The sequence below is a fragment of the Stenotrophomonas sp. YJH_SMC_8 genome (assembly GCF_059371315.1).
Window position 1 is genome coordinate 51,986 of sequence record NZ_JCAFUL010000019.1, and the last position, 20,345, is coordinate 72,330.

Here is a 20,345-nt window from a genome sequence, read left to right on the forward strand (position 1 = left end):
ATGATAGCCGGATCCTAGCACCGGACTTCCCATGCCGCATGTTGCAGTGCGGCCACCTGCCCCTCCATGGTTCACACCCCCAGCTAGACGCTTCCCAAGCTAAGCGCAGCCGTACAAGGCTTCGCTTTTCGCCCCGTGACGGCACTTGCTGTGGAACCGATGCCGCCCCACCCTGCGCCCACTCCCGGGAGAGCACGCATGAACATCCGCGTTGCACGATGGATCGTGATGGAAAGCCCGTTGGCTTTCGCAATACTTGGCTACGCCGCGCCGCCCACTACGCCCACCACCTCGCAACCTCCACAGGTTCACTACACCATCCTGCGGTTGCTGGTCACCGGCGACCGGGCTGCCTGCTGCTGGAACACAACCGCCACGGCTGGTTACCCGTTGCGGTGAGGGCAACACGGTCTGGACAGCCGAGCACGGCTCGGCTCTACAGGAAGCTCTTCGGCCCGCCTACGCTGCAATGGCCTTCTGGATATCCGCCAGCGGCGCATTGGTCAGGTCCTTGGCGATATCGCCCAGCAGGCGTGCCTGGGTTTCCTTGTGCAGAAGCGGGCGGATGCGCCCCAGCGTGGTCGGGTCGGCCACGAGTACCAGGTGTGCGTAGCGGTTGTTCAACGCATCATCATTGAGCTGCTCGGCCACCTGCTTGGCAAACGTGGCTTCATTGAGCTGGGAGATGGACATGTCCTTCGGCACGGCACCGGCCGGTCCCTGCCCGGAAACACCCTGTTCGCTGATGTCCTGCAGGCGCAGTTCGCCTTCCTGCTTCAAGGCCAGCTGGTGATCACTGCCAACGTTGATGAATACACGGGCCGAGCCACCATCGGCGACAACCACAAGCGTACCTTCGGGAATGCGACGGGTCATGCGACGCTCCTTCTCTGTTGCGTTCGCCTCCAACGTAGAGGGCGACGTGTGAGCAGTGCGGCCAGATTCCGTTCAACGCATGTCATCACCGCCGTGCAGATGAACAGGCACGATGGAACACAGCGTGCAGATCAGCGCGCTTCGCTGCATGCTCACGCACGTGCCGTTATGATGAACGGATGATCGACACGACCCACTACGTGACGGGCGCACCTGTTACGTGGGAAGCACTGCCGACCGGCGCTTCGCTTGCCACGCTTGTTCTTGTCACGCCTGCTCTTGTCACGGATGTTCCCGCTTCGCCCATCCATCGCCTCGCGCTGGATCCTGGCGGATGACGCCCGCAGGCACGTCGCCTGCCACTTCCCGAATCGCTGTGATTCCCGGCCGCTGACTGCGCCGCCGTAATCGCGTTGCCATGTTTCCGCCGCAACGGCGGTGCGTTGCCGTGCGCGTGCATCCACGCGTGCCGCCTTCCCCATTCCACATCTCCAAGGGAGCCCCCATGCAGGACACGCCCGAGGCACATGCCCATTTCGGCTGGTTCAAGCGCCGCCGCCACCTGAAGGTCGACGAGATCACCGTCGTCGACAAGCCCATGCTCAAGCGCGCGGTCGGCGCTGCCGCACTCGGCAATGCCATGGAGTGGTTCGATTTCGGTGTCTATGGCTATCTGGCCGTCACCATCGGCCAGGTGTTTTTCCCGTCCAGCAATCCCACTGCTCAGGTGATCGCTGCCTTCGCGACCTTCACCGTGGCGTTCCTGGTGCGGCCGCTGGGTGGCCTGGTCTTCGGCCCGCTGGGTGATCGCTACGGCCGCCAGAAGGTGCTGGCGTTCACCATGATCCTGATGGCACTGGGCACGTTTTCCATCGGCCTGATTCCCTCGTATGAGCGCATCGGCATCTGGGCACCGGTGCTGTTGCTGCTGGCGCGCGTGGTGCAGGGCTTTTCCACCGGCGGTGAATATGGCGGCGCGGCAACCTTCATCGCCGAGTATTCCACCGACCGCAACCGCGGCCTGATGGGTAGCTGGCTGGAGTTCGGCACGCTGGGCGGCTACATCGCCGGCGCCGGTACCGTGACCGCGCTGCACATGCTGTTGAGCAGCGGGCAGATGCTGGACTGGGGCTGGCGCATTCCATTCCTGGTGGCCGGCCCGCTGGGACTGCTCGGCCTGTACATGCGCATGAAACTGGAGGAAACCCCGGCTTTCCGTGCCTTCGCCGAGGAAGCCGAGAAGCGCGAGCACGATCGTCCCGGGCTGGGCGCGCTGTTCCAGGTGCACGGTCGCCAGCTGCTGGTATGCATGGGCCTGGTGCTGGTGTTCAACGTCACCGACTACATGCTGCTGACCTACATGCCCAGCTACCTCAGCGTCACCATGGGCTATGCCGAGAGCAAGGGGCTGCTGCTGATCATCATCGTGATGCTGGTGATGATGCCGTTGAACATCGTCGGCGGACTGTTCAGTGACCGGCTGGGCCGCCGGCCGATGATCATTGGTGCCTGCATCGCGCTGCTGGTGCTGGCGGTGCCCTGCCTGCTGCTGGTGGGCAGCGGCAATGACGGGTTGATCTTCCTGGGCCTGATGCTGCTGGGCCTGGCGCTGGTGTGCTTCACCAGCTCGATGCCGTCCACGCTGCCCGCGCTGTTCTATACCCCGGTGCGCTACAGCGCGTTGTCGATCGCGTTCAATGTGTCGGTGTCGCTGTTTGGCGGCACCACGCCGCTGGTGACCGCGTGGCTGGTGGAGCGCACCGGCGATCCGCTGGTGCCGGCCTATTACCTGATGGGCGCGGCGGTAATCGGGCTGGTGACCATGCTGTTCGTGAAGGAAACCGCCGGCCTGCCGCTGCGCGGTTCGCCGCCGGCGGTGGGTAGCGAGAAGGAAGCTGCTGCATTGTTGAAGAGCGATGTGCCCGTGACGGTGGACCCGGCGTTGCCGCCGTTGCCGGAGGGTGCGGAGCCCGATCAGGTGAAGCCGGCTATGTAGAGCCGAGCCCACGCTCGGCTGCTTTTCGGGTGTTCAGCCGAGCATGGGCTCGGCGCTACAAGGGAGCGGCGATACGCCATCCACGCATGGCGTGGATCTACCGGGAGGTGTTCAACTCCATCGCGCGCATCACAATGGGCTTGGCCCAGTCCGGGGTGTGCAGCAGTTCGGCCACCGAGACCGGGTACTGCAGCTGGCCATTGGCCATCGCCAGCACCGGCAGCGGTTCGACACAGCCCTCGGCATCGGCCGGGGCGCTGTTGTCGTAGACATGCAGTTCGGCCAGGTGCGGCAGCAGGTCCAGCAGGTTCTCGCGCGCCGAGTCGAAGCGGGCGTGGATCTTCTCGACCGGAATGTCATGCCCGCCCGCCGCCACTCGTGCGGCAACGCGGGCAATGTGCAGCTCCACCGATGCCAGCCCGCAGAACCAGATCGCCACCTGGTGCTGTGCGCAGGCCTCGCGCAGCAGCCGCGGAATGGTGTTGCCGCCCAGCGTGGTCTCGAAGGCGAAGTCGGTGCCATCGGCCATGGCCTGGCGCAGGCGGCGGGTGCCTTCCTGCCACGCCTCGGCATTGGCATCGGGCAGCGGCCAGCCGGCCTCCACCAGGCGACGTGTGAAGGAATCAGGGTTGAACCAGCTCAGCCCTTCGGCTTCCAGCCAGGTGCCCAGCAGCGAACTCTTGCCGGCGCCGTTGACGCCGGCCAACACCAGGATCCGCCCCATCGGTCAGAGCGGACGGCCGAGGGTGACCTTGCGACCGCGGCGGATCGGCTGGCCCAGAACCTTGCCCAGCCCCTCCCCGCGCTGCAGGCTGGCCAGGGTCTGGTCGAATTCACCGCGCAGGCGCAGCAGTTCTTCGCTGCGCTCACCGGCATCACTGCCGGCGGCTTTGGCCAGCAGCTCCTGATAGGTGCGGATATCCACGATCACCGCTTCCGGATGATTGTGGTTGGTGATGACCAGCGCCTGCTTCTCGCGCACGGTGCGCATCAGGCTCGGCCAGCCGCGGGTCTTCACCGACGAGGCCGGGGCCTTTTCGAGGCCAGGCAGATCCAGCGGCAGGGTCATGGCACGGCTCCAGACGAGGGCGATTGAGGCCATTATGCCCAATTTGGCCCAATTGGGGATAAATGCACCTTTACCTGCCGGAACCGTCCGCCGCAACGCCTGGCGCATCGGTCTGCAGCAGGCTGTCGCGCTCGCGCAGGGGGAATCGGATCCAGGCGTCCAGGCCCTGTGGTGCAAAGCGCAGTTCGCCACTGCCGGCCAGCTCGTAGGGGACGCGCTGCTCAATCAGGGCCCGGCCCAGGCCGCGCTGGTGAGGCACCTCCCAATCCTGCACCTCGGCATGCCGCTCGCACCAGTGCAGCCCCAGCCATGGCTGTCCCTGCTGGATCTGCAGGTTCCAGGACACCTCGATGCGGCCGTCCTCATGGGTCAGCGCGCCGTGCCGCAGCGCGTTGCTGGCCAGCTCGTGGATCGCCAGTGACAGCACTTCGGCAGCCTTGGGCGGCAGCAGCACGTCCTCGCCCCGCAGGTGATAGACCGCGGCCGCCGGTGTCTGCGCTGCAATCTCCTCATCCAGCATGCCGCGCAGGCAGACGCCTGCGTTGGCGCCACGGGTCAGCAGGCTCTGCGTGCGCGCCAGCGACATCAGTCGCCCGCACAGCCGCTCGGCATACTCATCCACGCTGCCGACCGACTCGCGGGTCCGCCACGCAATGGCGTGGATGGTCGACATGATGTTGCGCACCCGATGCTGCAGCTCGGCCAGCAACACCGCCTGGCGCTCGGTGGCGCGCTTGAGATCGTCGATGTCCACGGCGATGGCGAACACCCCGCTGACCCCTCCATCGGCATCACGCAGCGGCGCTGCAGCGACCCGCGTCCAGCGCACCCGGCCATCGTCGTGCAGGTACTGGAACTCCAGCCCCGGCACCACCGTTTCGCCGCGCATCGCACGGGCGATGGCGAAGTCCTCGGGCCCGATGGTGGAGCCGTCCGGATGCAACCCCCGCCAACGATGCTGGTTCTCCGCATCGGTCGAAGGCACCTTGCCACTGGGCAGGTACGCACGCATCTGGTCGTTGGACAGCACCATGTTGCCTTCCAGATCGACGATGCACAGACCCACCGGCAGCACCTTGAAGGCCAGCTCCAGGCGCCGCTCGCTTTCACGCCGGCGTTGCTCCTCGCGTTCGCGCGCGGCCTGGGCCACGTGCGCGGGAGTGGTCTCGAACATCGTCACCAGTACGCCATTGATGCGCCCTTCCTCGCCGCGGATCGGGCTGTAGGTGATGGTGAACCAGATGTCTTCCAGGCGACCCTGCCGGGCCAGCGGATACAGCTTGTCCTCGAAGGTGAGGGTCTCTCCCTGCCAGACGCGGGTGTAGAGCGGCCCGTTGATGTGCCAGACCTCGGGCCAGCACTCGCGGGTTGGCTGGCCGAGCCCCCCGGGGTGCCTGTCGGCCAGGATCTCGGCGTAGCCATCGTTGTAGAGCTGCACCAGTTGCTCGCCCCACAGCACGATCATCGGGAACCCATGGGCCAGCATCAGGTCGACGGTGGCGCGCAGGTGCGGCTGCCAGCGCTCGATCGCGCCCAATGGCGTGGACGACCAGTCGTGGCGGGCGATGCGCGCGGCCATGCCATCGTGCCGGGCATGCATGCGCAGCGCAGGAGGCACGGGCCCACGCATGCCGGCAGCGTGGAGACCTTCAGTCGGGCGGACCATGCCGCGCAATCAGGCGGCGCCCGCAGAGGCCCGTGGGACCGCCACCAATCCGGCCAGTTGCTGGACCAGGGCCTCGATGTGGTAAGGCTTGGTGCAGCGCGGAGCCGCAGCAAAGCGGCTGGGCAGGTTCTCGTCGTAGCCGGAGGTGAGCAGGAACGGTGTGCCCGCCTCGGCCAGTCGGTCGGCCAGGGGATAGACCTGCTCCCCACCCAGATTGATGTCCAGCAGTGCCACATCGATGGGATGGGCATCCACCAGCTGGCCCAGCGCCTGCAGATCGCCTGCTGGCCCGACCACCTTCGCACCCTTCAGCTCCAGATAGTCGACCAGGAACATTGCGATGGCGAATTCGTCCTCCGCCACCAGTACGCGCAGCCCATTCAGGCCATCCGGTTTGCTACCTGCCTCCAGCACGCCCCGCACTCCTCGGTACACGCGGCCTGCTTCGCCGCAATGCTGGCAGGATGCGCGAACCGGGCTACAAGGGCGCGTGACGACCGATGAAGAACGCTGCCACGCCGCATTCACTCCGATGATGCAGGCGTCGCGGGCGGCGGTTCAGAAAGCGCGCTCCCATTTCAGGCTGAGCAGGCTGCGGTCGTGGCTGTACAACCAGCCGACGTTGCTGTCGATGCGTGCGTAGCGAAGGCTGAGGCTCGGCACCAGGCCGGCCAAGGCCAGCCGCTCGCTGCGCACGATGGCGATCAGGTTCTGCTCGCTGTCGCCGCGACGCGCCTCCAGCAGCGGGCTCCACGCGTCGTAATCACGCTCGCGCAACGAGACGAATACAGTGGCGGTGGTGCCGCTCCATTGCCGCGCCGCCCCCAGGCGCAGGCCGCGTTGGCGGTATCCGTTGGCCGGATTGGCGGCGCTGCTGTCACTCAGGTCCAGGCCGGCAAACAGCGTCCAGCGCGGATTGAGCGCGCGGAACCAGGTGGCATATATCGCTGCAAGCTCGCCATCGTAGTTGCTGGCCAGTCCGCGCTGGCGATAGCGCTGGCGCTTCCAGTCGGCCTCCAGCTTGATCAGGCTGCGCGCGTCCAGTGCATATTGCCATTCGCCATGCAGCCCGCTGCCACCCTGCAGAGCCTGGTTGCCCAGGCCCTGGTAGTCATAGCTCGGGGCGATCTGCACGGTATGCCGTGCACTGCGCCAGCTGTAGCCCGCCTGCACGCTCGCATTGAGCTCGTTGTAGGCGCTGTGCCCACGCCATGCCTGGCCGAACGCCAGCCCGCGCACATACACGCCATGATGGCCGGCCAGCGCCCAGCGCCGTTCCAGGCTGCCGTCGTAGTCCAGGCCCATTGCGCGCTGGGCATCGGGCAGATTGCGCTGGATGATGCAGGTGTCGCCCACGCCGAACAGACAGGTGCGGCTGGCCGAACTGCGGTTGATGTTGTCACTCCATGCCGGACCGGCCGCCAGGGCCCCTTTCCAGCGCTGACGGGCCTGCAGCGCAGCCAGGTAGCCATCCACGCGGCTGCGTACACCTGCGGTGGCAGGGTCACCGGCGTCGATGCTGCTGGCGATGGCCTTGAACAGCGCAACGGCGTCACGGTCGCGCTGGTCCTCGGCATAGACACGTGCAAGTTCAAGGCGGGCCGGCAGGAAATCCGGCTGTGCCGCCAGCAACGCTTCGTATTCGCTGGCCGCGCGATGGTGATTGCCAGCCACACGGGCCAGGCCGCCCTGTGCGTAATGGCGCAGCAACGGGTCGTGGCCGGGCAGTTCGATGTACTCATCAAGGAAGCCCTGCGCTGCACCCCATTGCTGGTGCTGCAGCGACAGGTATAACGCCTGGCCGAGGTCATCCACCGTGCGCTCGACGCGCAGGGTCTGGCCATCGATGGTGATGGTCGGCCGCTCGGACTCGGCCTGCTGCAGGCGCTGCTGGTCCTGCCGCTGGTGGCGCAGCTCGCTGCCCTGTTCGAGCACGCGGCGCAGATCATCCTGCTGGGCGCGCACATCGGCAGCAGCCAGCAACAGGATCACAAGGAAGATGGGATGGCGCATGGTCGATCCGTGGTGATGCATGCAGCGGGCCGAAGCAGGGACTGGCGGATCGCGGCTTGTCCCTGCCCTGCCCCGTCAGGGGCGTGGCGATCAGTTCTTGCTGCCGCCGAAGGCGGTGTCGTACTGGCTGTTGCCGGCGAAGGTGGCGATGCCGGCCAGGGTGGCGGCGTTGGCGCCGAAGAACTGGCCCTGGGCGGTGCCGTTGACGCTGCCATTGACGTTGGCCGAACCAGCGAACGATGCGTCTGCGCTGTTGATGTTGGCGACGATGGCCAGGTTCAGGCCATTGCCGGACAGCGCACCATCCAGGGTGCCGGCGCCGAAGTCGGCGTCGAAGGTGCCGCTCAGCAGGTTGCTGCCGTTGAACTTGTTCAGGCCAGCCACGGTGTAGGACGCCACGCCGGCGGGCAGCGTGGTGCCGGCGCGGTCACCGACAAAGTAGACCTGGCGGTTGTTGAAGCCGCCAGCGGCGCCATCCTTGGACCATTCGCCGAACCAGACATCGCCACTGCCGACCTTGACGAAGTTGAAGTGGCCCATGCCAGCGTGGCTGCCCGGCGCGCCGGTGATCGGCATGGCCAGGGTACGTACCGTCACGCCATTGACGGTGGTGGGTGCCGAGTAGGCGCTCAGGCCCTGGAAGTCCACCGGCTTGGCCTGCGACACGGTGCCGACACCGATACCGGCCTTGCCAGCGCGGTGCGGGCCGCCATTGACCTGCGACTCGCCGACCGCAACGTACAGCTCGGCATCGGTCTTGGCGCTGGCGGCACCGACGATATCGGCGGCGTGCGCGGCACCGACCAGGGCCAGCGAGGCGGCAACGGCGAGAACCGAACGGGAGATCATCTTCATGGTATTGCTCCTTGGTTGAGGTAACTACGGGTACAACGCTTGAAGGTGGGAGATCAGAAGCGCGCGGTAATGCCGAGCTTCAGGGTGCGGCCCGGTGCCGGCAGCGTGGAACGCGTGGCCGGGTCGACGTAGTAGCGGTTGCCGAGGTTGCTGCCCACCAGCTCCACGCTGGCGTGCTCGTTGAAGCGCCAGCGTGCGTAGGCATCGACGGTGGTGATGTTTCCCCAGGTGAACGGCACGTTCTGCCAGAGCAGGCCACTGCCACCGCTCAGCAGGCGGTCCCGATAGGCCTGCAGGTCGGGGTTCTCGTGCCGCTGGTAGTGCACGATACGGCTGCCCAGCTCCAGGCGCTCGTCGAACAGCCGCGTACCCAGCGACCAGTTGATCGACAGCTTCGGGATCGCCTGGGTCAGCAGGTAGCCACCGACGAAGCCGTCCTGCACGCAGTTCGGGACCAGCCCGCGGTTCGCATCGAGCAGCACCGCGGAGCTCTCGTCGCAGACCTCGTTTTCCAGCGTGCGCGTGATGCCAAGATCGGTGAAGAAGCGCCGATTGTCGAAGCGCGCCTGCAGTTCGATGCCACGAATGGTCTGCTTGTCGATGTTGTCGAACAGGAAGTTGCCATCGCGCTCGATCACGTCGCGGGTCTTGTGCACGTAGTAGGCCAGCTTCACGTCGGCATCGGCGGTGTTGCCGAACAGCGCGGACAGGTTGTGCACATAGCCGAACTCGTAGTTGTAGGCGTGTTCGGGCTTGAGTGCATACAGCGGATTGAGGCTGCTCGAAAAGGCGATGGTGCTTTCGAACATGCTCGGGAAGCGCACCGCTTCGCTATAGCGGACATAGGCACGGGCGGCGGACGAAAGGTGGGCAGTGGCGGAGAACGTCGGCAGCCAGGCATGGTCGCGGCGGCGGCTGTTGCGTCCATCGACCGGCCGTGACTGCACCGTGTTGCCGATATTGCAGACCTGGTCGCTGCCGGCGAACACCGGCTGCACGCCGGGAATGGCCGCCACTTCACCGTTGAGGCAGGGATTGCCGGCGCGCGAGTAATTGCCATCGGCATCGGGCAACCAGGGCCGCGTGTACCTGACCGGACGTGGCGTCTCGTACGGCGCCAGCAACGCACGGATGCTGTCATCGATGAACCAGCCCATGCCGCGCTTTTCCCATACGGCCCGTCGTGCTTCCAGCGCGTCGATGCGGGCCTGCAGATTGGCTGGACGGGGAGGCAGTTCGTTCACGGTGTACTGAGCCTCCTTGCCCCCCACCCCCTTGGTCAGCAGTTCCGGATGGGCCTCGAGGAAATCGTCGAAGGCCCAGTAGCGGCTGTAGCGAACGCCCGCATTGAGGGTGAGGAAGTCGACCGGACGCCATTCCAGGGTGAGGTAGCCCTCGCCTTCCTGGCGGCGACCGGCGCGCGGGAACATGCGCCAGCCATCGGACTCACCGAAGTAGGCGTCGCCGGATGCAAGCGTCTCGTACTGCCAGTTGCCCCCCACGGTCAGGTCCAGGGTGGAATGCAGGGCGAAGCGGTTGCTCAGGGTGAGGCCGGTGCGATCATTGCGCGCGTTGGCCAGCGCGGTGTTGCGAAGGATCGGGCTGGCGTCCGGATTCCACGCCGGATTGCCCGTAGCAAAGTTCGGGAAGCCGCCCGCGCTGTAGGTGTCGCTCACCGTTTCGGTGCGCCACAGGTTGGCGTACAGGTCCAGCCAGCGGCTGCCTGCCGGCTGGAAGCGGTACTCCAGGTTCCATGCATCGGATTCAACGCGGCTGAGCGGCCACTGGATGCGCCCGTAGTCCGGCGCTGACAGGATCCGCGATGGCATGATCTCGCCATAGTGCGACAGCGTGCGTCGCCAGGTGGCCTTCAGCTGCTGATCGTCGTTGATCTGCCAGCCCCCCTTGATCAGCCACGATTCCTGTTCGCTGGAGGTATTGGGCACTTCATCGCCGGGCTTGAAATAGCGCGCCAGCGTGGTGATGTAATCGATGCCCTGGTACTCGAACTGCTCGCGCGGATCCTGGTCGTAGTAGCCACTGCCCTTGCTGCCGGAGAAGTAGTTGCCACGCTTGCGCCAGGCGTAGGCCGCCATCAGGTCGACGGTATCGCCGCGGTAGCCCAGTGCCAGGCGCCAGGCCTGGTCTTCGCCGTCGAAGGGGTTGTTGCCGCTGCGCGACTTCACCGGCACCACCAGGGTGCGGTCGTCATAGGGCGAGTTCGGCGAGCCCTGCGGGAATCCCGGCACGGTGCGGTAGTCCTCACCGGTGTGCAGGCGTGGCAGGCGCGGCGCCACGGCATTGCTGCTGCCTTCGATCTTCAGCTCCCCGCCGAAGCGCTCGCCGGCCGCAACGATGTCATCGACATCGATGGTCTTGATCACCAGCGCGCCACCGATCCCGCTGTGCACATCGCGTACCAGCCCTGGCCCCTTGATGACCTGGATGCCACCAATCAGGTTGGGATCGATGTAGTTGCGGTTGCTGACGCCGTTGTAGCCGCGCCAGACCGTAAGCGCCTGTTCGCCACCGTCGATGCTGACCGGCACCCGCCCCGGCCCCTGGATGCCACGGATGTTGATGTCCAGCGCGCCGCTGTTGCGCGCATCGCCACTGAACACGCCGACCAGATCCTTGACCACATCGGCCGGGTTGGAGCCGCGGTAACGCTCTACCCGGTCGCGCCCCGAATACGCCGTGGTCAGGTCCAGCGCGAACACATCATCGTAGCCGCGCCGATCACGGGCCTCTCCCCCTTCCGACTGCAGGCGACCGGCCACGTCCAGCGTCTCGGTCACCCGCACCCCTTCCCCCTCACCCGCCTCCGCTGCGGCCCGCAGGCTCCAGGTGCCGTCCATGCCGCGCTGCGCGCGCACGCCGCTGCCGCGCAGCAGCTGCTGCAGGGCCTGCATCTGGCTGTACTCGCCACTCACCGCACTGGAGCGGCGGCCCTCCACAATGTCGCTGCGGAACACCACCTGCACATCAGCCTGGCGGCCAAAGGCACGCACCGCGTCGGCCAGCGGTTGCTCCGGAATGGCGTACTGGCGCACCTGCGCGACGATCGCCGGTTGCGCGTGCACGACCGGCACCCAGGCCAGCGGCAGCAGTGCGGTGGAGATGGCCAGGGCCAGGACGGTGGTGCGGCGATGACAGGCGGATGCCGTGGACGGCATGGACAGGAACTCCTCAAGCGTGGCGGGACCACGGGCACATCCGGTGCCGGTGGTGTGTCTGGCTTGAGGAAAAACGGTGTTTCGCTCTGGCTATACCTCTATAGACAGCAGGGCACAGTGGCTGCCCACGGTTTTTTCATGTTTTTTCATGCGGCCGGTTCGTCCATGCGCCAGGGCCGTATTACCACAGCACCATGGCCCCGCCCGGCAGGCGCTGCACGCGCAGTCCAGCCTGCGCGGCAACCGCATCGATGGCGGTCTCCGGTTGCCGCAGATGGAACAGGCCACTGACCCGCACGCGTGCGCCCTGCCCGCCCAGCACCCAGACCGGGGCACGACGGTAGCGCGCCAGATCGGCGATGGCCTGCGCGGCCGGCTGATCGTCGATCACCACCTCGCCACGCCGCCACGGCGCCATGGCTTCGGGATCCTCCAGCTGCACCGCATGCAGCCAGCGACCGTCACGGAACATGCGCGCCTGCCCGGCATGCAGGCGTTGCACGCTACCATCACCCGGACGCACATCGACCAGGCCTTCGCTGACACGGGTGGTGACCGTGGTGTCCAGCCTCGACACGCTGAAGGCAGTGCCGATATCACGGACCAGCCCGCCCGCCGCCTCCACCTGGAATGGGCGGGCCTCATGCGCCACCTGGAACCAGGCCTGCCCGCGCAGCAGGCGCAGGTGGCGCTGCTGGCCATCGAACGCAACCGCCAGCGCGGTGCCGGCGTCGAGTACGGCGGTGCTGCCATCCTCCAGGCGCACCACGCGCGGTGCATCGCTGCTGCGCAGGTCACTGCGCGCCAGCAGCAACGCCTGTGGTGCGGCCACGACCATCAACACCACCGCCGCAGCGCTGGCCAGCAACCACGGCAGGCGGCGACGCGGCGCGATCGGACGCAACCCTTGGCGATCAGCCGTCAACTCGGGCAACGCAGCCAGTACGTCGGGCCCGGCGGCATCCAACCCTTGCCAGAAGGCCTGCTGTCGGCGCCATGCCAGCGCATGGCGCGGATCTGCCTGCAGCCAGCGCTGCAGGGTTCGTTGCTGGCGATCCGGCAGCGGGCCTGCACTGCACCGGATCACCCAGCGCAACGCCTGCCTGGCCTGACGCGGCGAGGGTTCGGACGTGGTCATGGTTGTGGCCTGCCGCACCACGAACGGGTGCGCTTTCCTGTTGTGACAACGGCGGGCGCGATCTGCCCACGGCAATCGCGGCTCATCGATGCAATCCCTGCTGGTGCTGCTGGATCAACAGCGCCGCGCGCAGCACATGCTTGCCGACCAGGCTCTTGGAAATACCCAGCCGGGCGGCGATCTCGCGCTCGCTCAGGCCCAGATACCGGTTGAGCACGAAGCATTCGCGTACCTGCGCTGGCAGCGCAAGGATGGTCTGGGTGATCTCGCGCAGTTGTGCCTGGTCCAGCGCCTGAGCCTCGCCGTCGAGGCCCGCCTCGGCCATGTCGGTGGCGTACTCGGCCATGGCGCGGCGTTCGCGGGCATCGGCCTGGCTGCGGTTGAGCGCGTGGTGATAGGCCATCCGGTACAGATAGCCGCGCGGCTCCAGGATGGGCGGGTCGCCGGGCACGCTGCTGGCCTTCAGGTACAGGTTCTGCAGGGTGTCCTCGGTACTGGCCGGGTCGAGATAGCGCGCGATGAAGCGAGACAACGCACGGCGCTCGCGAATCAGCAGCTCGACCAGCGCCAGGGCATTGGGAGACATAGGTGCCAAGGCCGGACCGGGGAATGATGGGCGTGATGGCGACGGTCCGAGCCGGGATTGTAGGCGTCCCGCCGCGATACCGCACCCCATTCAGCGAGGTCGCTACAGGCAGGACCTTCGGCCTATGAAGATCTTGTGAAGAGAATGCTATGTTATATCGTCACATTAGTAGCGACCCCTTCCCATGTCCCGTTCCGTCCCCGCCCGCCGCCTGTCCGGCGCCATCTTCCTTGCCTTGGCGCCCGCAGTGGCAGCGGCGGCAGACGCCCCTTCGCAGCTGGATCCGATCGTGGTGACCGCCACGGCCACCGATCGCCTGGCCAGCGACGCGCCCGCCTCCATCAGCGTGATCACCCGTGAGCAGATCCAGCTGCGGCCGGTGCTGGACCTGGCCGACGCACTACGCGGCAGCCCGGGCGTGACGGTGGCCGGGGTCGGCTTCGGTCGCCGCGGCATCCGCATCCGTGGCATGGACCCGGGCTATACGCTGGTGCTGCTGGACGGCCAGCGCGTCAGTGCGTCGGCCGATGCCATCGCCCACTCGGATTTCGATCTGGGCTGGCTGCCTGCTGCCGCGATCGAACGCATCGAGGTGGTACGCGGTCCGATGTCCTCGCTGTACGGCTCGGAGGCGCTGGGCGGCGTGGTCAACGTGATCAGCCGCCGCGCCACCGACGACTGGCAAGGCAACCTGGTCTACAACGCCGGCGTGGTTGGCGGTGACCGCGGTGGCAACACTGCCCAGGCCGGCTTCTACGCCGGTGGCGCACTGCTGCCCGGCACGCTGGGCCTGAGTGTGTTTGCCGAACACCGGCAGAAGGATGCCACCCGAGACCCCACCGACGACCGCCTGGACGAACAGGAGGGCCGCCGTGTCAATACCGGCCGCGCGGTACTGACCTGGACGCCGGATGCGCACCAGCGCATCGATCTTTCGCACCTGCAGGGCAGCGAGGAACGCCGCCGCCATGCGCTGCAGGCCGGCACCGCACCCTACGTGTACGAGACCATCGACGACATCCGTCGCCGCCAGACCACACTGAGCCACCAGGGCGAGTGGGACTGGGGGCAAACCCGGGTGAGCGCCTACCGTGCAACGCTGGACCGCGACAACCGTCGCGACCGCGGCGAGGCCTCGCGGCCGCAGCAGCTGACCGACCAGATCGTCGATGCGCGCGCCACCGTTGCGCTGGGTGCACGCCACCGCGTCAGCGCCGGTGGCGAATGGCGGCGCCAGGAACTTGATGATGCGGCCGGTGCGCGTAGTGGCCACCTGCAGTCCCACCAGAGCGCGGTGTTCGTGCAGGACGAGATCCAGGTGAGCGACGCACTCTCGCTGGTATTCGGCAGCCGCGGCGACCGCCATCCCGAGTTCGGCTGGCACCACAGCCCGCGCGCCTATGCGGTGTGGCACGCCACTGAAGCACTGACGATCAAGGGCGGCATCGGCAGCGGCTTCAAGGCGCCGAGCCTGAAGCAGCTGTCGCCGGAGTACTCCGCGGTGGGTGGCGGTGGGCGTTTCACCATTGTCGGCAATCCGCAGTTGAAGCCGGAGCAGAACACGAGTGCCGAACTGTCGGTCGCCTGGCAGCAGCAACGCTGGTCGCTGCAGGCCACCGCCTTCCAGAACGAGCTCAAGGACCTGATCCAGACCACTTGCGTGCGTGCCTGCGGTGTACGCGGCCGCGAACTGCGCAACTACACCAACGTGGCCCGTGCCCGCATCCGTGGCCTCGAGCTGGCCGGCACCGCACCGATCAGCGAGCATCTTTCCTTCGAGGCGAACTGGAGCTGGCTGGACCCGCGTGACCGCCAGACCGACCAATGGTTGCCAGAGCGTCCGCGCCGTAGCGGTGCAACTGCGCTGAACTGGCAGCGCGGACCGCTGCAGGCTGCGGTACGTGGCGAGTACATCGGCCCACAGCAGCAGGTGGCCGGCAGCAGCCAGGCGACCCTGCCCGACTACTGGCTGTGGTCGCTGGATGCGCGCTGGCGCGTGACTGCGGCGGTGAGCGTGGTGGCCGGCATCGACAACCTGGCCGACAAGCGGCTGGACGAAACCGGCGCGTTGTACCCCTATCCGGAAACCGGCCGCTACGTGCATGCCGGCATCGAACTGGCGTTCTGACCATGCGCAGCGGGTGGATATGGCTGCTGCTCGGGTGGCTGATGCTTGCCGCATCGGCCCGTGCCGAGCCCGACCCCCTGCGGGTGGAGGTGGTCAGCAGCAGCTTCGTGCTGCCCGGCAGGATCGCCCGACTGGATGCACTGGGCGCGCCGGCAGGGGTGCGCTTCCAGCAGCGCGTGGTTGACCCGGCGGCAGCGCTGCCCGCTGACTGGCCGGCGAGCGCCGACCTGGTGCTGCTGGATACGCCGCGATCGACCGATGTCGAACAGGTGATGCCGGTGGTTGATGGGCCCTTGCAGAACGGCAAGGTGCCGTGGCTGCGCGTGGGCGGCGGTGCACCGGCCTCCGGCCACCTGCCCGCCGAGGTGGCGCGCAGGATCGCCGGTTACTACGGCAACGGTGGCGAGGCCAACATCCGCACGCTGGCTGCCTACCTGCAGGCCTGGCGCAGCAGTGCCGGGCCCGACGGACTGCCGCTGCCGCAGGTGCTGCCGGCCACCGGCTACAGCACGCGCGGCAGCCAGTGGCTGGACAGCCCGCAGGCCTTGCAGGCGCAGTGGCAACGCGACGATCAGGCGACGTGGCCAAAGGTGGCCGTGCTGATCTCCGGCAGCATGCTCAGTGGCATGCAGACCCAGGTGCTGGACGCACTGATCGAGGCCGGGCGCGCACGCAAAGTCGCGCTGTTCGGGGTCTGGTTCGATGCCGCCGCCGACGATGGCTTGAAGCAGGCGCTGCGCGGCATCGAGGTGGATGCGCTGGTCAATCTGACCCATCTGCAGAACGGCAGCGCGCGTGCCGCCGAATTCGCCACGATGGACGTGCCGGTGCTGCAGGCGCTGAACCATCGGCAAGGCGATGCGGATGACTGGCGCGCAGCGACCACCGGCATTCCGATGGCGACGCTGGCGACTTTCCTCGCTGTACCCGAAGCCTGGGGCGCCAGTGATCCGATCGTGGTCTCGGCCAATGCACGCGGTGAACTGCAGCCAATTCCCGAACAGATCGATGCGCTGGCCGCCAAGCTGCAGCGGTTGGCCGCGCTCCGCCACACGGCCGCGGCCGACAAGCGCCTGGCACTGCTGTTCTGGAATGCGCCGGACGGCGAGCGCAACCTGTCCGCGTCGCATCTCAACGTACCGCGCAGCATCGAGACGCTGCTGCCACGGCTGGCACAGGCCGGGTATTCGACGCAGCCGGTGGATGAAAAGACCCTGATCGAGCAACTGCAGGCGCTGCTGGGGGGCTACTACCATCCTGAGCGGTTGGGCGCGCTGCTCGATGCGGGGCTGGCCGATACCCTGCCGGTGGCCGACTACCGCCGCTGGCTGGCGTCCCTGCCCGCTTCGCGCCGCGACGAACTGCGCGCACAATGGGGCGATCCTGCACACCACCCCGCGGTACGCCAGCGGCACGGACAGGCCGTATTCGTGCTGCCGCGCCTGCGCCTGGGCAACCTGCTGCTGATGCCGCAGCCGCCGCGCGCGGGCCGCGTTGGCGAGGCCACCCACGATACGGCGTCGGTGCCGAGCCACTACTACCTGGCGGCGTACCTGTACCTGCGCCAGCAGTGGAAGGCCGATGCGCTGATCCACTTCGGCACCCATGGCACTCAGGAATGGACCCCGGGCAAGGACCGCGGCCTGTGGGCCGCCGATTATCCGTGGCTGGCAGTGGGCGAACTGCCGGTGTTCTACCCCTACATCCAGGACAACGTGGGCGAGGCGATCCAGGCCAAGCGCCGTGGCCGTGCAGTGGTGGTCAGCCACCAGACCCCGCCGTTCGCGCCGTCCGGCCTGTACGACGAGCTGCGCGACCTGCACGCGGTGGTGCACGAACTGCAGCAGCTGGACCAGGGGCCGGTGCGTGATGCCACCGCCGCACGCCTGCGCGCACAGGCCACCGACAGCGGCATCGCCGCCGACCTCGGCTGGAGCGCGGTGGACATGCAGGCGCGCTTCGACAGCTTCCTGCCGGTGCTGCATGACCATCTGCATGAGCTGGCACGACGCAACCTGCCGCTGGGGCTGCATACCTTCGGCCAGCCGGCCTCGCCCGAGCACCGCCTGCTGATGGTGATGCAGCAGCTGGGGCCGGGCTATCTGAAAGCGCTGGGTGAAGATCCGATGGAGGCCACTGCAGTGGACTACCCGCAGATCCAGCAGGGCCTCGGCTATCGCACGCTGGCCCACCATCTGCGCGACGGTGCGCCGATCGGCAGCGTCGCCAACCCGGATCTACGCGCAGCGCTGCGGCATGCCGTGCAGCTGGATGCAGCTCTGGCCGATACACAGGAGATCGAATCACTGCTGCACGGCCTGGGAGGTGGCTTCGTGCGGCCCGGCGCCGGCGGCGATCCGATCCGCACGCCGGAACTGCGCAGCGGCCGCAACCTGTTCGCGTTCGAGCCCGACCGCATTCCCACCCGCGCGGCGTTCGACACCGGCGAGCTCGCCCTGCGGCAGCTGTTGCAGGCCTATCGTGATGATCACGATGGGCAGCTGCCACGCAAGCTCGCCATCAGCCTGTGGTCGAGCGACGCCATCCGCCATCTCGGCGTGCTGGAGGCGCAGGTACTGCACGCGCTGGGCCTGCGCCCACGCTGGGACGGTGGTGGCAAGGTGATCGCCCTGGACATCGTGCCCGATGCGGAACTACAACGGCCACGCATCGATGTGGTGATCCAGGCCACCAGCGTCTACCGCGACCAGTTCGATCCGTTCCTGCGACTGCTGGCCGGCGCCATTGAACAGCTGGCGGCGATGCCGGCCTCGCCCGGCAACCCGATTGCCGGCAATGCACTGGCCGTGCAGCAGCGCCTGCAGCGCGACGGTGTCCCTGCGGAGCAGGCGCAACGCCTGTCGCGCCTGCGCATCTTCAGCAACGCCCCCGGCGAGTACGGCAGCGGCCTCAACCATGCCGTGCTGGCGCGCGGCGGCACAGCGGGCAAGGCCGATGCGGCGCTGGCCAGCGGCTTCCTGGATCGCCTGCAGCACGGCTACGGCAGTGACGGCCAGGCGACCACCCTTCCCGGCGGCAACCTGTTCGCCGAACAGCTGCGCGGCGTGCAGGCGGCGGTGCTGTCGCGCTCCTCCAACACCCATGGCCTGCTCAGCACCGACCATCCCTTCGAGTATCTGGGCGGGCTGGCGCTGGCCGTGCGCCACCTCGACGGTGCCAGCCCGGCGCTTTACATCTCCGACCTGCGCGAACCGGCACCGCGCACGCGCAGCACCGCACGCTTCCTCGCCGATGAGCTGCGCGCGCAGACGCTCAACCCGCAATGGATCGGTGCGATGCAGGCCGAAGGCTATGCCGGCACGCTGGAGGTACTGAAGAACGTCGACAACCTGTTCGGCTGGCAGGTAACCGCGCCAGACACCGTCCGTGCCGACCAGTGGCAGGCGGTGCATGACACCTTCGTGCGCGACAGCCGGCAACTGGGCCTGGCCCAGTGGTTCGAGCAGCACAACGCCAGCGCGCAGGTGCAGATGATCGAGCGCCTGCAGGAGGCGATCGCGCGCGGCTACTGGCGACCCGATGACCGCACCCGTGCGGAGCTGCAGGCGCGCCTGCAGCAGCTGCAGGCCTCGTCAGCGCCGGAACCGGCACCGACGCAGGCACCTCCCGGCTATGGGCTCGGCCGCGCGGCGGCCGCCACACCGGCACCCGATGCTGCCGCCACCGCCGCCCAACAACGCGCCACCGTCGATCCGGCCGCCACCCCAGCGCCCAAGGTGCGTGGCCAGGTGATGCGGCAAGTGCCGCCACCGGCGCCGCACTCGCCTGCCACGCACTGGGCACTCGCCGTGCTGCTGGCCCTGCTTGGCGCAGGCGCTGCCCTGCAGTCGCGGCGCAATGCACGGTGCGCCAGCCCTTCCCGTTCCCCCTCCACCACGGCTTCCGCATGAACGCGCTTGAATCCACGCTTTACGATCTCTCCCACCTGTTCCTGTCACCGGTCCTGCTGCTGATCCTGCTGTCGCTGGCCTATGCCTTCCTCAGCTTCGGCGCCTTCCTGTGGGAAGGGCTGCAGCGCCGGCGTGGCCGCCACCGGCCCGAGCTGCTGGCCTGGCAGGCCCGCCACGGTGGCAGCAGTGACGACCTGGAACTGCATATCCTCAAGCGCCTGGAAGGCCTGCGCATCGTCTCGCGCACTGCGCCGATGCTCGGCCTGGTCGCTACCATGATCCCGATGGGACCGGCGCTGCTGGCGTTGACCCGCAGCGACGCGCAAGGCGTGGGCGAGAACATGGTGGTGGCCTTCTCGTCGGTAATCCTGGCCCTGGTCGCCGCCAGCCTGACCTACCTGGTGCTGACCGTGCGCCGGCGCTGGCTGCTACAGGAACTGCGTATGTTCGAACGCCTGCAGGAGGTGCACTGATGCGCTTCCTGGATGACGACGAAGCCGACGACCCGATCCTGTCGGTGGTGAACCTGATCGACCTGTTCCTGGTGGTCACCGGCATCCTGATGATCGTGATCGTGCGCAATCCGCTCAATCCGTTCACCAGCCAGGACGTGACCGTGATCGAGAACCCCGGCCAGGCCAACATGCGCATCACCGTCAAGCAGGGTGAGGAACTGACCCGCTACCAGTCCACCGGCGAGATCGGCGAAGGCGGCGGGGTCAAGGCTGGCGTGACCTATCGGTTGCCGGATGGGCGCATGGTGTATGTGCCGGAGGGGGCTACCCCGGCCCGGTAGCAACTGTCTTGTCAGGGGCAGCCGAGGGCCACCTCGGCGTCTCGCTTACGGGCGTTGAGGATCACCAGCATTTTGCGCATGACCGCCACGAGCGCCACCTTGCTTGCTTTGCCCTTGGCCTTCAGGCCAGCGTAA

The 20,345-nt window shown here is 67.4% G+C and carries 16 protein-coding genes and 1 pseudogene; 6 read left to right on the forward strand and 11 right to left on the reverse strand.

Translation table 11 applies throughout. From position 1 onward, the window contains the following. Positions 1-198 precede the first annotated feature (198 nt). The gene (locus AC5P88_RS18265; protein ID WP_495225700.1) at positions 199-399 is read left to right on the forward strand and encodes a hypothetical protein; all 201 of its coding nucleotides are present in this window, start codon (positions 199-201) and stop codon (positions 397-399) included. Positions 400-459: 60 nt separating this feature from the next. On the opposite strand, the gene AC5P88_RS18270 is transcribed toward AC5P88_RS18265, so the two are convergent. Beyond that, positions 460-876, reverse strand: coding sequence for a host attachment family protein (locus AC5P88_RS18270; protein WP_495225701.1), 417 nt, complete (start codon positions 874-876; stop codon positions 460-462). 505 nt (positions 877-1,381) lie between these two features. Here AC5P88_RS18270 and proP point away from each other — a divergent pair. Further along, positions 1,382-2,872 carry a glycine betaine/L-proline transporter ProP gene (proP, locus tag AC5P88_RS18275; protein ID WP_106548620.1) on the forward strand — a complete coding sequence of 497 codons (1,491 nt, stop codon included), beginning with the start codon at positions 1,382-1,384 and terminating at the stop codon, positions 2,870-2,872. A 97-nt stretch (positions 2,873-2,969) separates the two neighbouring features. On the opposite strand, the gene AC5P88_RS18280 is transcribed toward proP, so the two are convergent. The 9 genes from AC5P88_RS18280 to AC5P88_RS18320 form a co-directional block, all read right to left on the reverse strand. Further along, positions 2,970-3,596, reverse strand: a complete 627-nt coding sequence (locus AC5P88_RS18280; RefSeq protein ID WP_106548621.1) for an ATPase — start codon at positions 3,594-3,596, stop codon at positions 2,970-2,972. 3 nt (positions 3,597-3,599) lie between these two features. Further along, positions 3,600-3,941, reverse strand: a complete 342-nt coding sequence (locus AC5P88_RS18285) for a type II toxin-antitoxin system prevent-host-death family antitoxin (RefSeq protein ID WP_099553994.1) — start codon at positions 3,939-3,941, stop codon at positions 3,600-3,602. Between the two features lie 70 nt (positions 3,942-4,011). Then, positions 4,012-5,607 (reverse strand): sensor histidine kinase, encoded by a 1,596-nt coding sequence (locus tag AC5P88_RS18290; protein ID WP_495225702.1) that lies wholly within the window; start codon positions 5,605-5,607, stop codon positions 4,012-4,014. Between the two features lie 9 nt (positions 5,608-5,616). Beyond that, complete coding sequence (locus AC5P88_RS18295) at positions 5,617-6,021, reverse strand: response regulator (RefSeq protein WP_106548623.1); 405 nt, start codon at positions 6,019-6,021, stop codon at positions 5,617-5,619. A gap of 144 nt (positions 6,022-6,165) precedes the next feature. Then, complete coding sequence (locus AC5P88_RS18300) at positions 6,166-7,620, reverse strand: surface lipoprotein assembly modifier (protein ID WP_495225703.1); 1,455 nt, start codon at positions 7,618-7,620, stop codon at positions 6,166-6,168. 90 nt (positions 7,621-7,710) lie between these two features. Continuing rightward, entirely contained in the window at positions 7,711-8,475 is a 765-nt protein-coding gene (locus AC5P88_RS18305) for a Slam-dependent surface lipoprotein (RefSeq protein ID WP_106548625.1), read from the reverse strand. A gap of 53 nt (positions 8,476-8,528) precedes the next feature. Next, positions 8,529-11,651, reverse strand: coding sequence for a TonB-dependent receptor (locus AC5P88_RS18310; protein WP_495225704.1), 3,123 nt, complete (start codon positions 11,649-11,651; stop codon positions 8,529-8,531). Between the two features lie 181 nt (positions 11,652-11,832). Continuing rightward, on the reverse strand, positions 11,833-12,789 hold the full coding sequence (locus AC5P88_RS18315; protein WP_286073690.1) for a FecR family protein: 957 nt from the start codon (positions 12,787-12,789) through the stop codon (positions 11,833-11,835). 82 nt (positions 12,790-12,871) lie between these two features. Beyond that, positions 12,872-13,375, reverse strand: a complete 504-nt coding sequence (locus AC5P88_RS18320; RefSeq protein WP_106548628.1) for an RNA polymerase sigma factor — start codon at positions 13,373-13,375, stop codon at positions 12,872-12,874. Positions 13,376-13,559: 184 nt separating this feature from the next. Between AC5P88_RS18320 and AC5P88_RS18325 the strand changes: the two genes are divergently transcribed. The 4 genes from AC5P88_RS18325 to AC5P88_RS18340 are packed head-to-tail and all read left to right on the forward strand — an operon-like array spanning position 13,560 to position 20,210. Continuing rightward, complete coding sequence (locus AC5P88_RS18325; RefSeq protein ID WP_495225705.1) at positions 13,560-15,503, forward strand: TonB-dependent receptor domain-containing protein; 1,944 nt, start codon at positions 13,560-13,562, stop codon at positions 15,501-15,503. A 2-nt stretch (positions 15,504-15,505) separates the two neighbouring features. After that, the gene (gene cobN, locus AC5P88_RS18330) at positions 15,506-19,414 is read left to right on the forward strand and encodes a cobaltochelatase subunit CobN (RefSeq protein ID WP_495225706.1); all 3,909 of its coding nucleotides are present in this window, start codon (positions 15,506-15,508) and stop codon (positions 19,412-19,414) included. Then, the gene (locus AC5P88_RS18335; protein ID WP_049437530.1) at positions 19,411-19,887 is read left to right on the forward strand and encodes a MotA/TolQ/ExbB proton channel family protein; all 477 of its coding nucleotides are present in this window, start codon (positions 19,411-19,413) and stop codon (positions 19,885-19,887) included. The genes cobN and AC5P88_RS18335 overlap by 4 nt, the downstream gene beginning before the upstream one ends. Next, positions 19,887-20,210 carry a DUF2149 domain-containing protein gene (locus AC5P88_RS18340; RefSeq protein ID WP_049437532.1) on the forward strand — a complete coding sequence of 108 codons (324 nt, stop codon included), beginning with the start codon at positions 19,887-19,889 and terminating at the stop codon, positions 20,208-20,210. Before AC5P88_RS18335 ends, AC5P88_RS18340 begins: the two co-directional genes overlap by 1 nt. 11 nt (positions 20,211-20,221) lie before the next feature. On the opposite strand, the pseudogene AC5P88_RS18345 reads toward AC5P88_RS18340, so the two are convergent. Then, positions 20,222-20,345: pseudogene (locus AC5P88_RS18345) on the reverse strand (IS110 family transposase); the annotation flags it as partial.

Bases quoted from the DNA above. Each gene is read 5' to 3' on its own strand.
- AC5P88_RS18265 (WP_495225700.1), top strand. From the start codon at position 199: ATGAACATCCGCGTTGCACGATGGATCGTGATGGAAAGCCCGTTGGCT.
- AC5P88_RS18270 (WP_495225701.1), bottom strand. From the start codon at position 876: ATGACCCGTCGCATTCCCGAAGGTACGCTTGTGGTTGTCGCCGATGGT.
- proP (WP_106548620.1), top strand. From the start codon at position 1,382: ATGCAGGACACGCCCGAGGCACATGCCCATTTCGGCTGGTTCAAGCGC.
- AC5P88_RS18280 (WP_106548621.1), bottom strand. From the start codon at position 3,596: ATGGGGCGGATCCTGGTGTTGGCCGGCGTCAACGGCGCCGGCAAGAGT.
- AC5P88_RS18285 (WP_099553994.1), bottom strand. From the start codon at position 3,941: ATGACCCTGCCGCTGGATCTGCCTGGCCTCGAAAAGGCCCCGGCCTCG.
- AC5P88_RS18290 (WP_495225702.1), bottom strand. From the start codon at position 5,607: ATGGTCCGCCCGACTGAAGGTCTCCACGCTGCCGGCATGCGTGGGCCC.
- AC5P88_RS18300 (WP_495225703.1), bottom strand. From the start codon at position 7,620: ATGCGCCATCCCATCTTCCTTGTGATCCTGTTGCTGGCTGCTGCCGAT.
- AC5P88_RS18305 (WP_106548625.1), bottom strand. From the start codon at position 8,475: ATGAAGATGATCTCCCGTTCGGTTCTCGCCGTTGCCGCCTCGCTGGCC.
- AC5P88_RS18310 (WP_495225704.1), bottom strand. From the start codon at position 11,651: ATGCCGTCCACGGCATCCGCCTGTCATCGCCGCACCACCGTCCTGGCC.
- AC5P88_RS18315 (WP_286073690.1), bottom strand. From the start codon at position 12,789: ATGACCACGTCCGAACCCTCGCCGCGTCAGGCCAGGCAGGCGTTGCGC.
- AC5P88_RS18320 (WP_106548628.1), bottom strand. From the start codon at position 13,375: ATGTCTCCCAATGCCCTGGCGCTGGTCGAGCTGCTGATTCGCGAGCGC.
- AC5P88_RS18325 (WP_495225705.1), top strand. From the start codon at position 13,560: ATGTCCCGTTCCGTCCCCGCCCGCCGCCTGTCCGGCGCCATCTTCCTT.
- cobN (WP_495225706.1), top strand. From the start codon at position 15,506: ATGCGCAGCGGGTGGATATGGCTGCTGCTCGGGTGGCTGATGCTTGCC.
- AC5P88_RS18335 (WP_049437530.1), top strand. From the start codon at position 19,411: ATGAACGCGCTTGAATCCACGCTTTACGATCTCTCCCACCTGTTCCTG.
- AC5P88_RS18340 (WP_049437532.1), top strand. From the start codon at position 19,887: ATGCGCTTCCTGGATGACGACGAAGCCGACGACCCGATCCTGTCGGTG.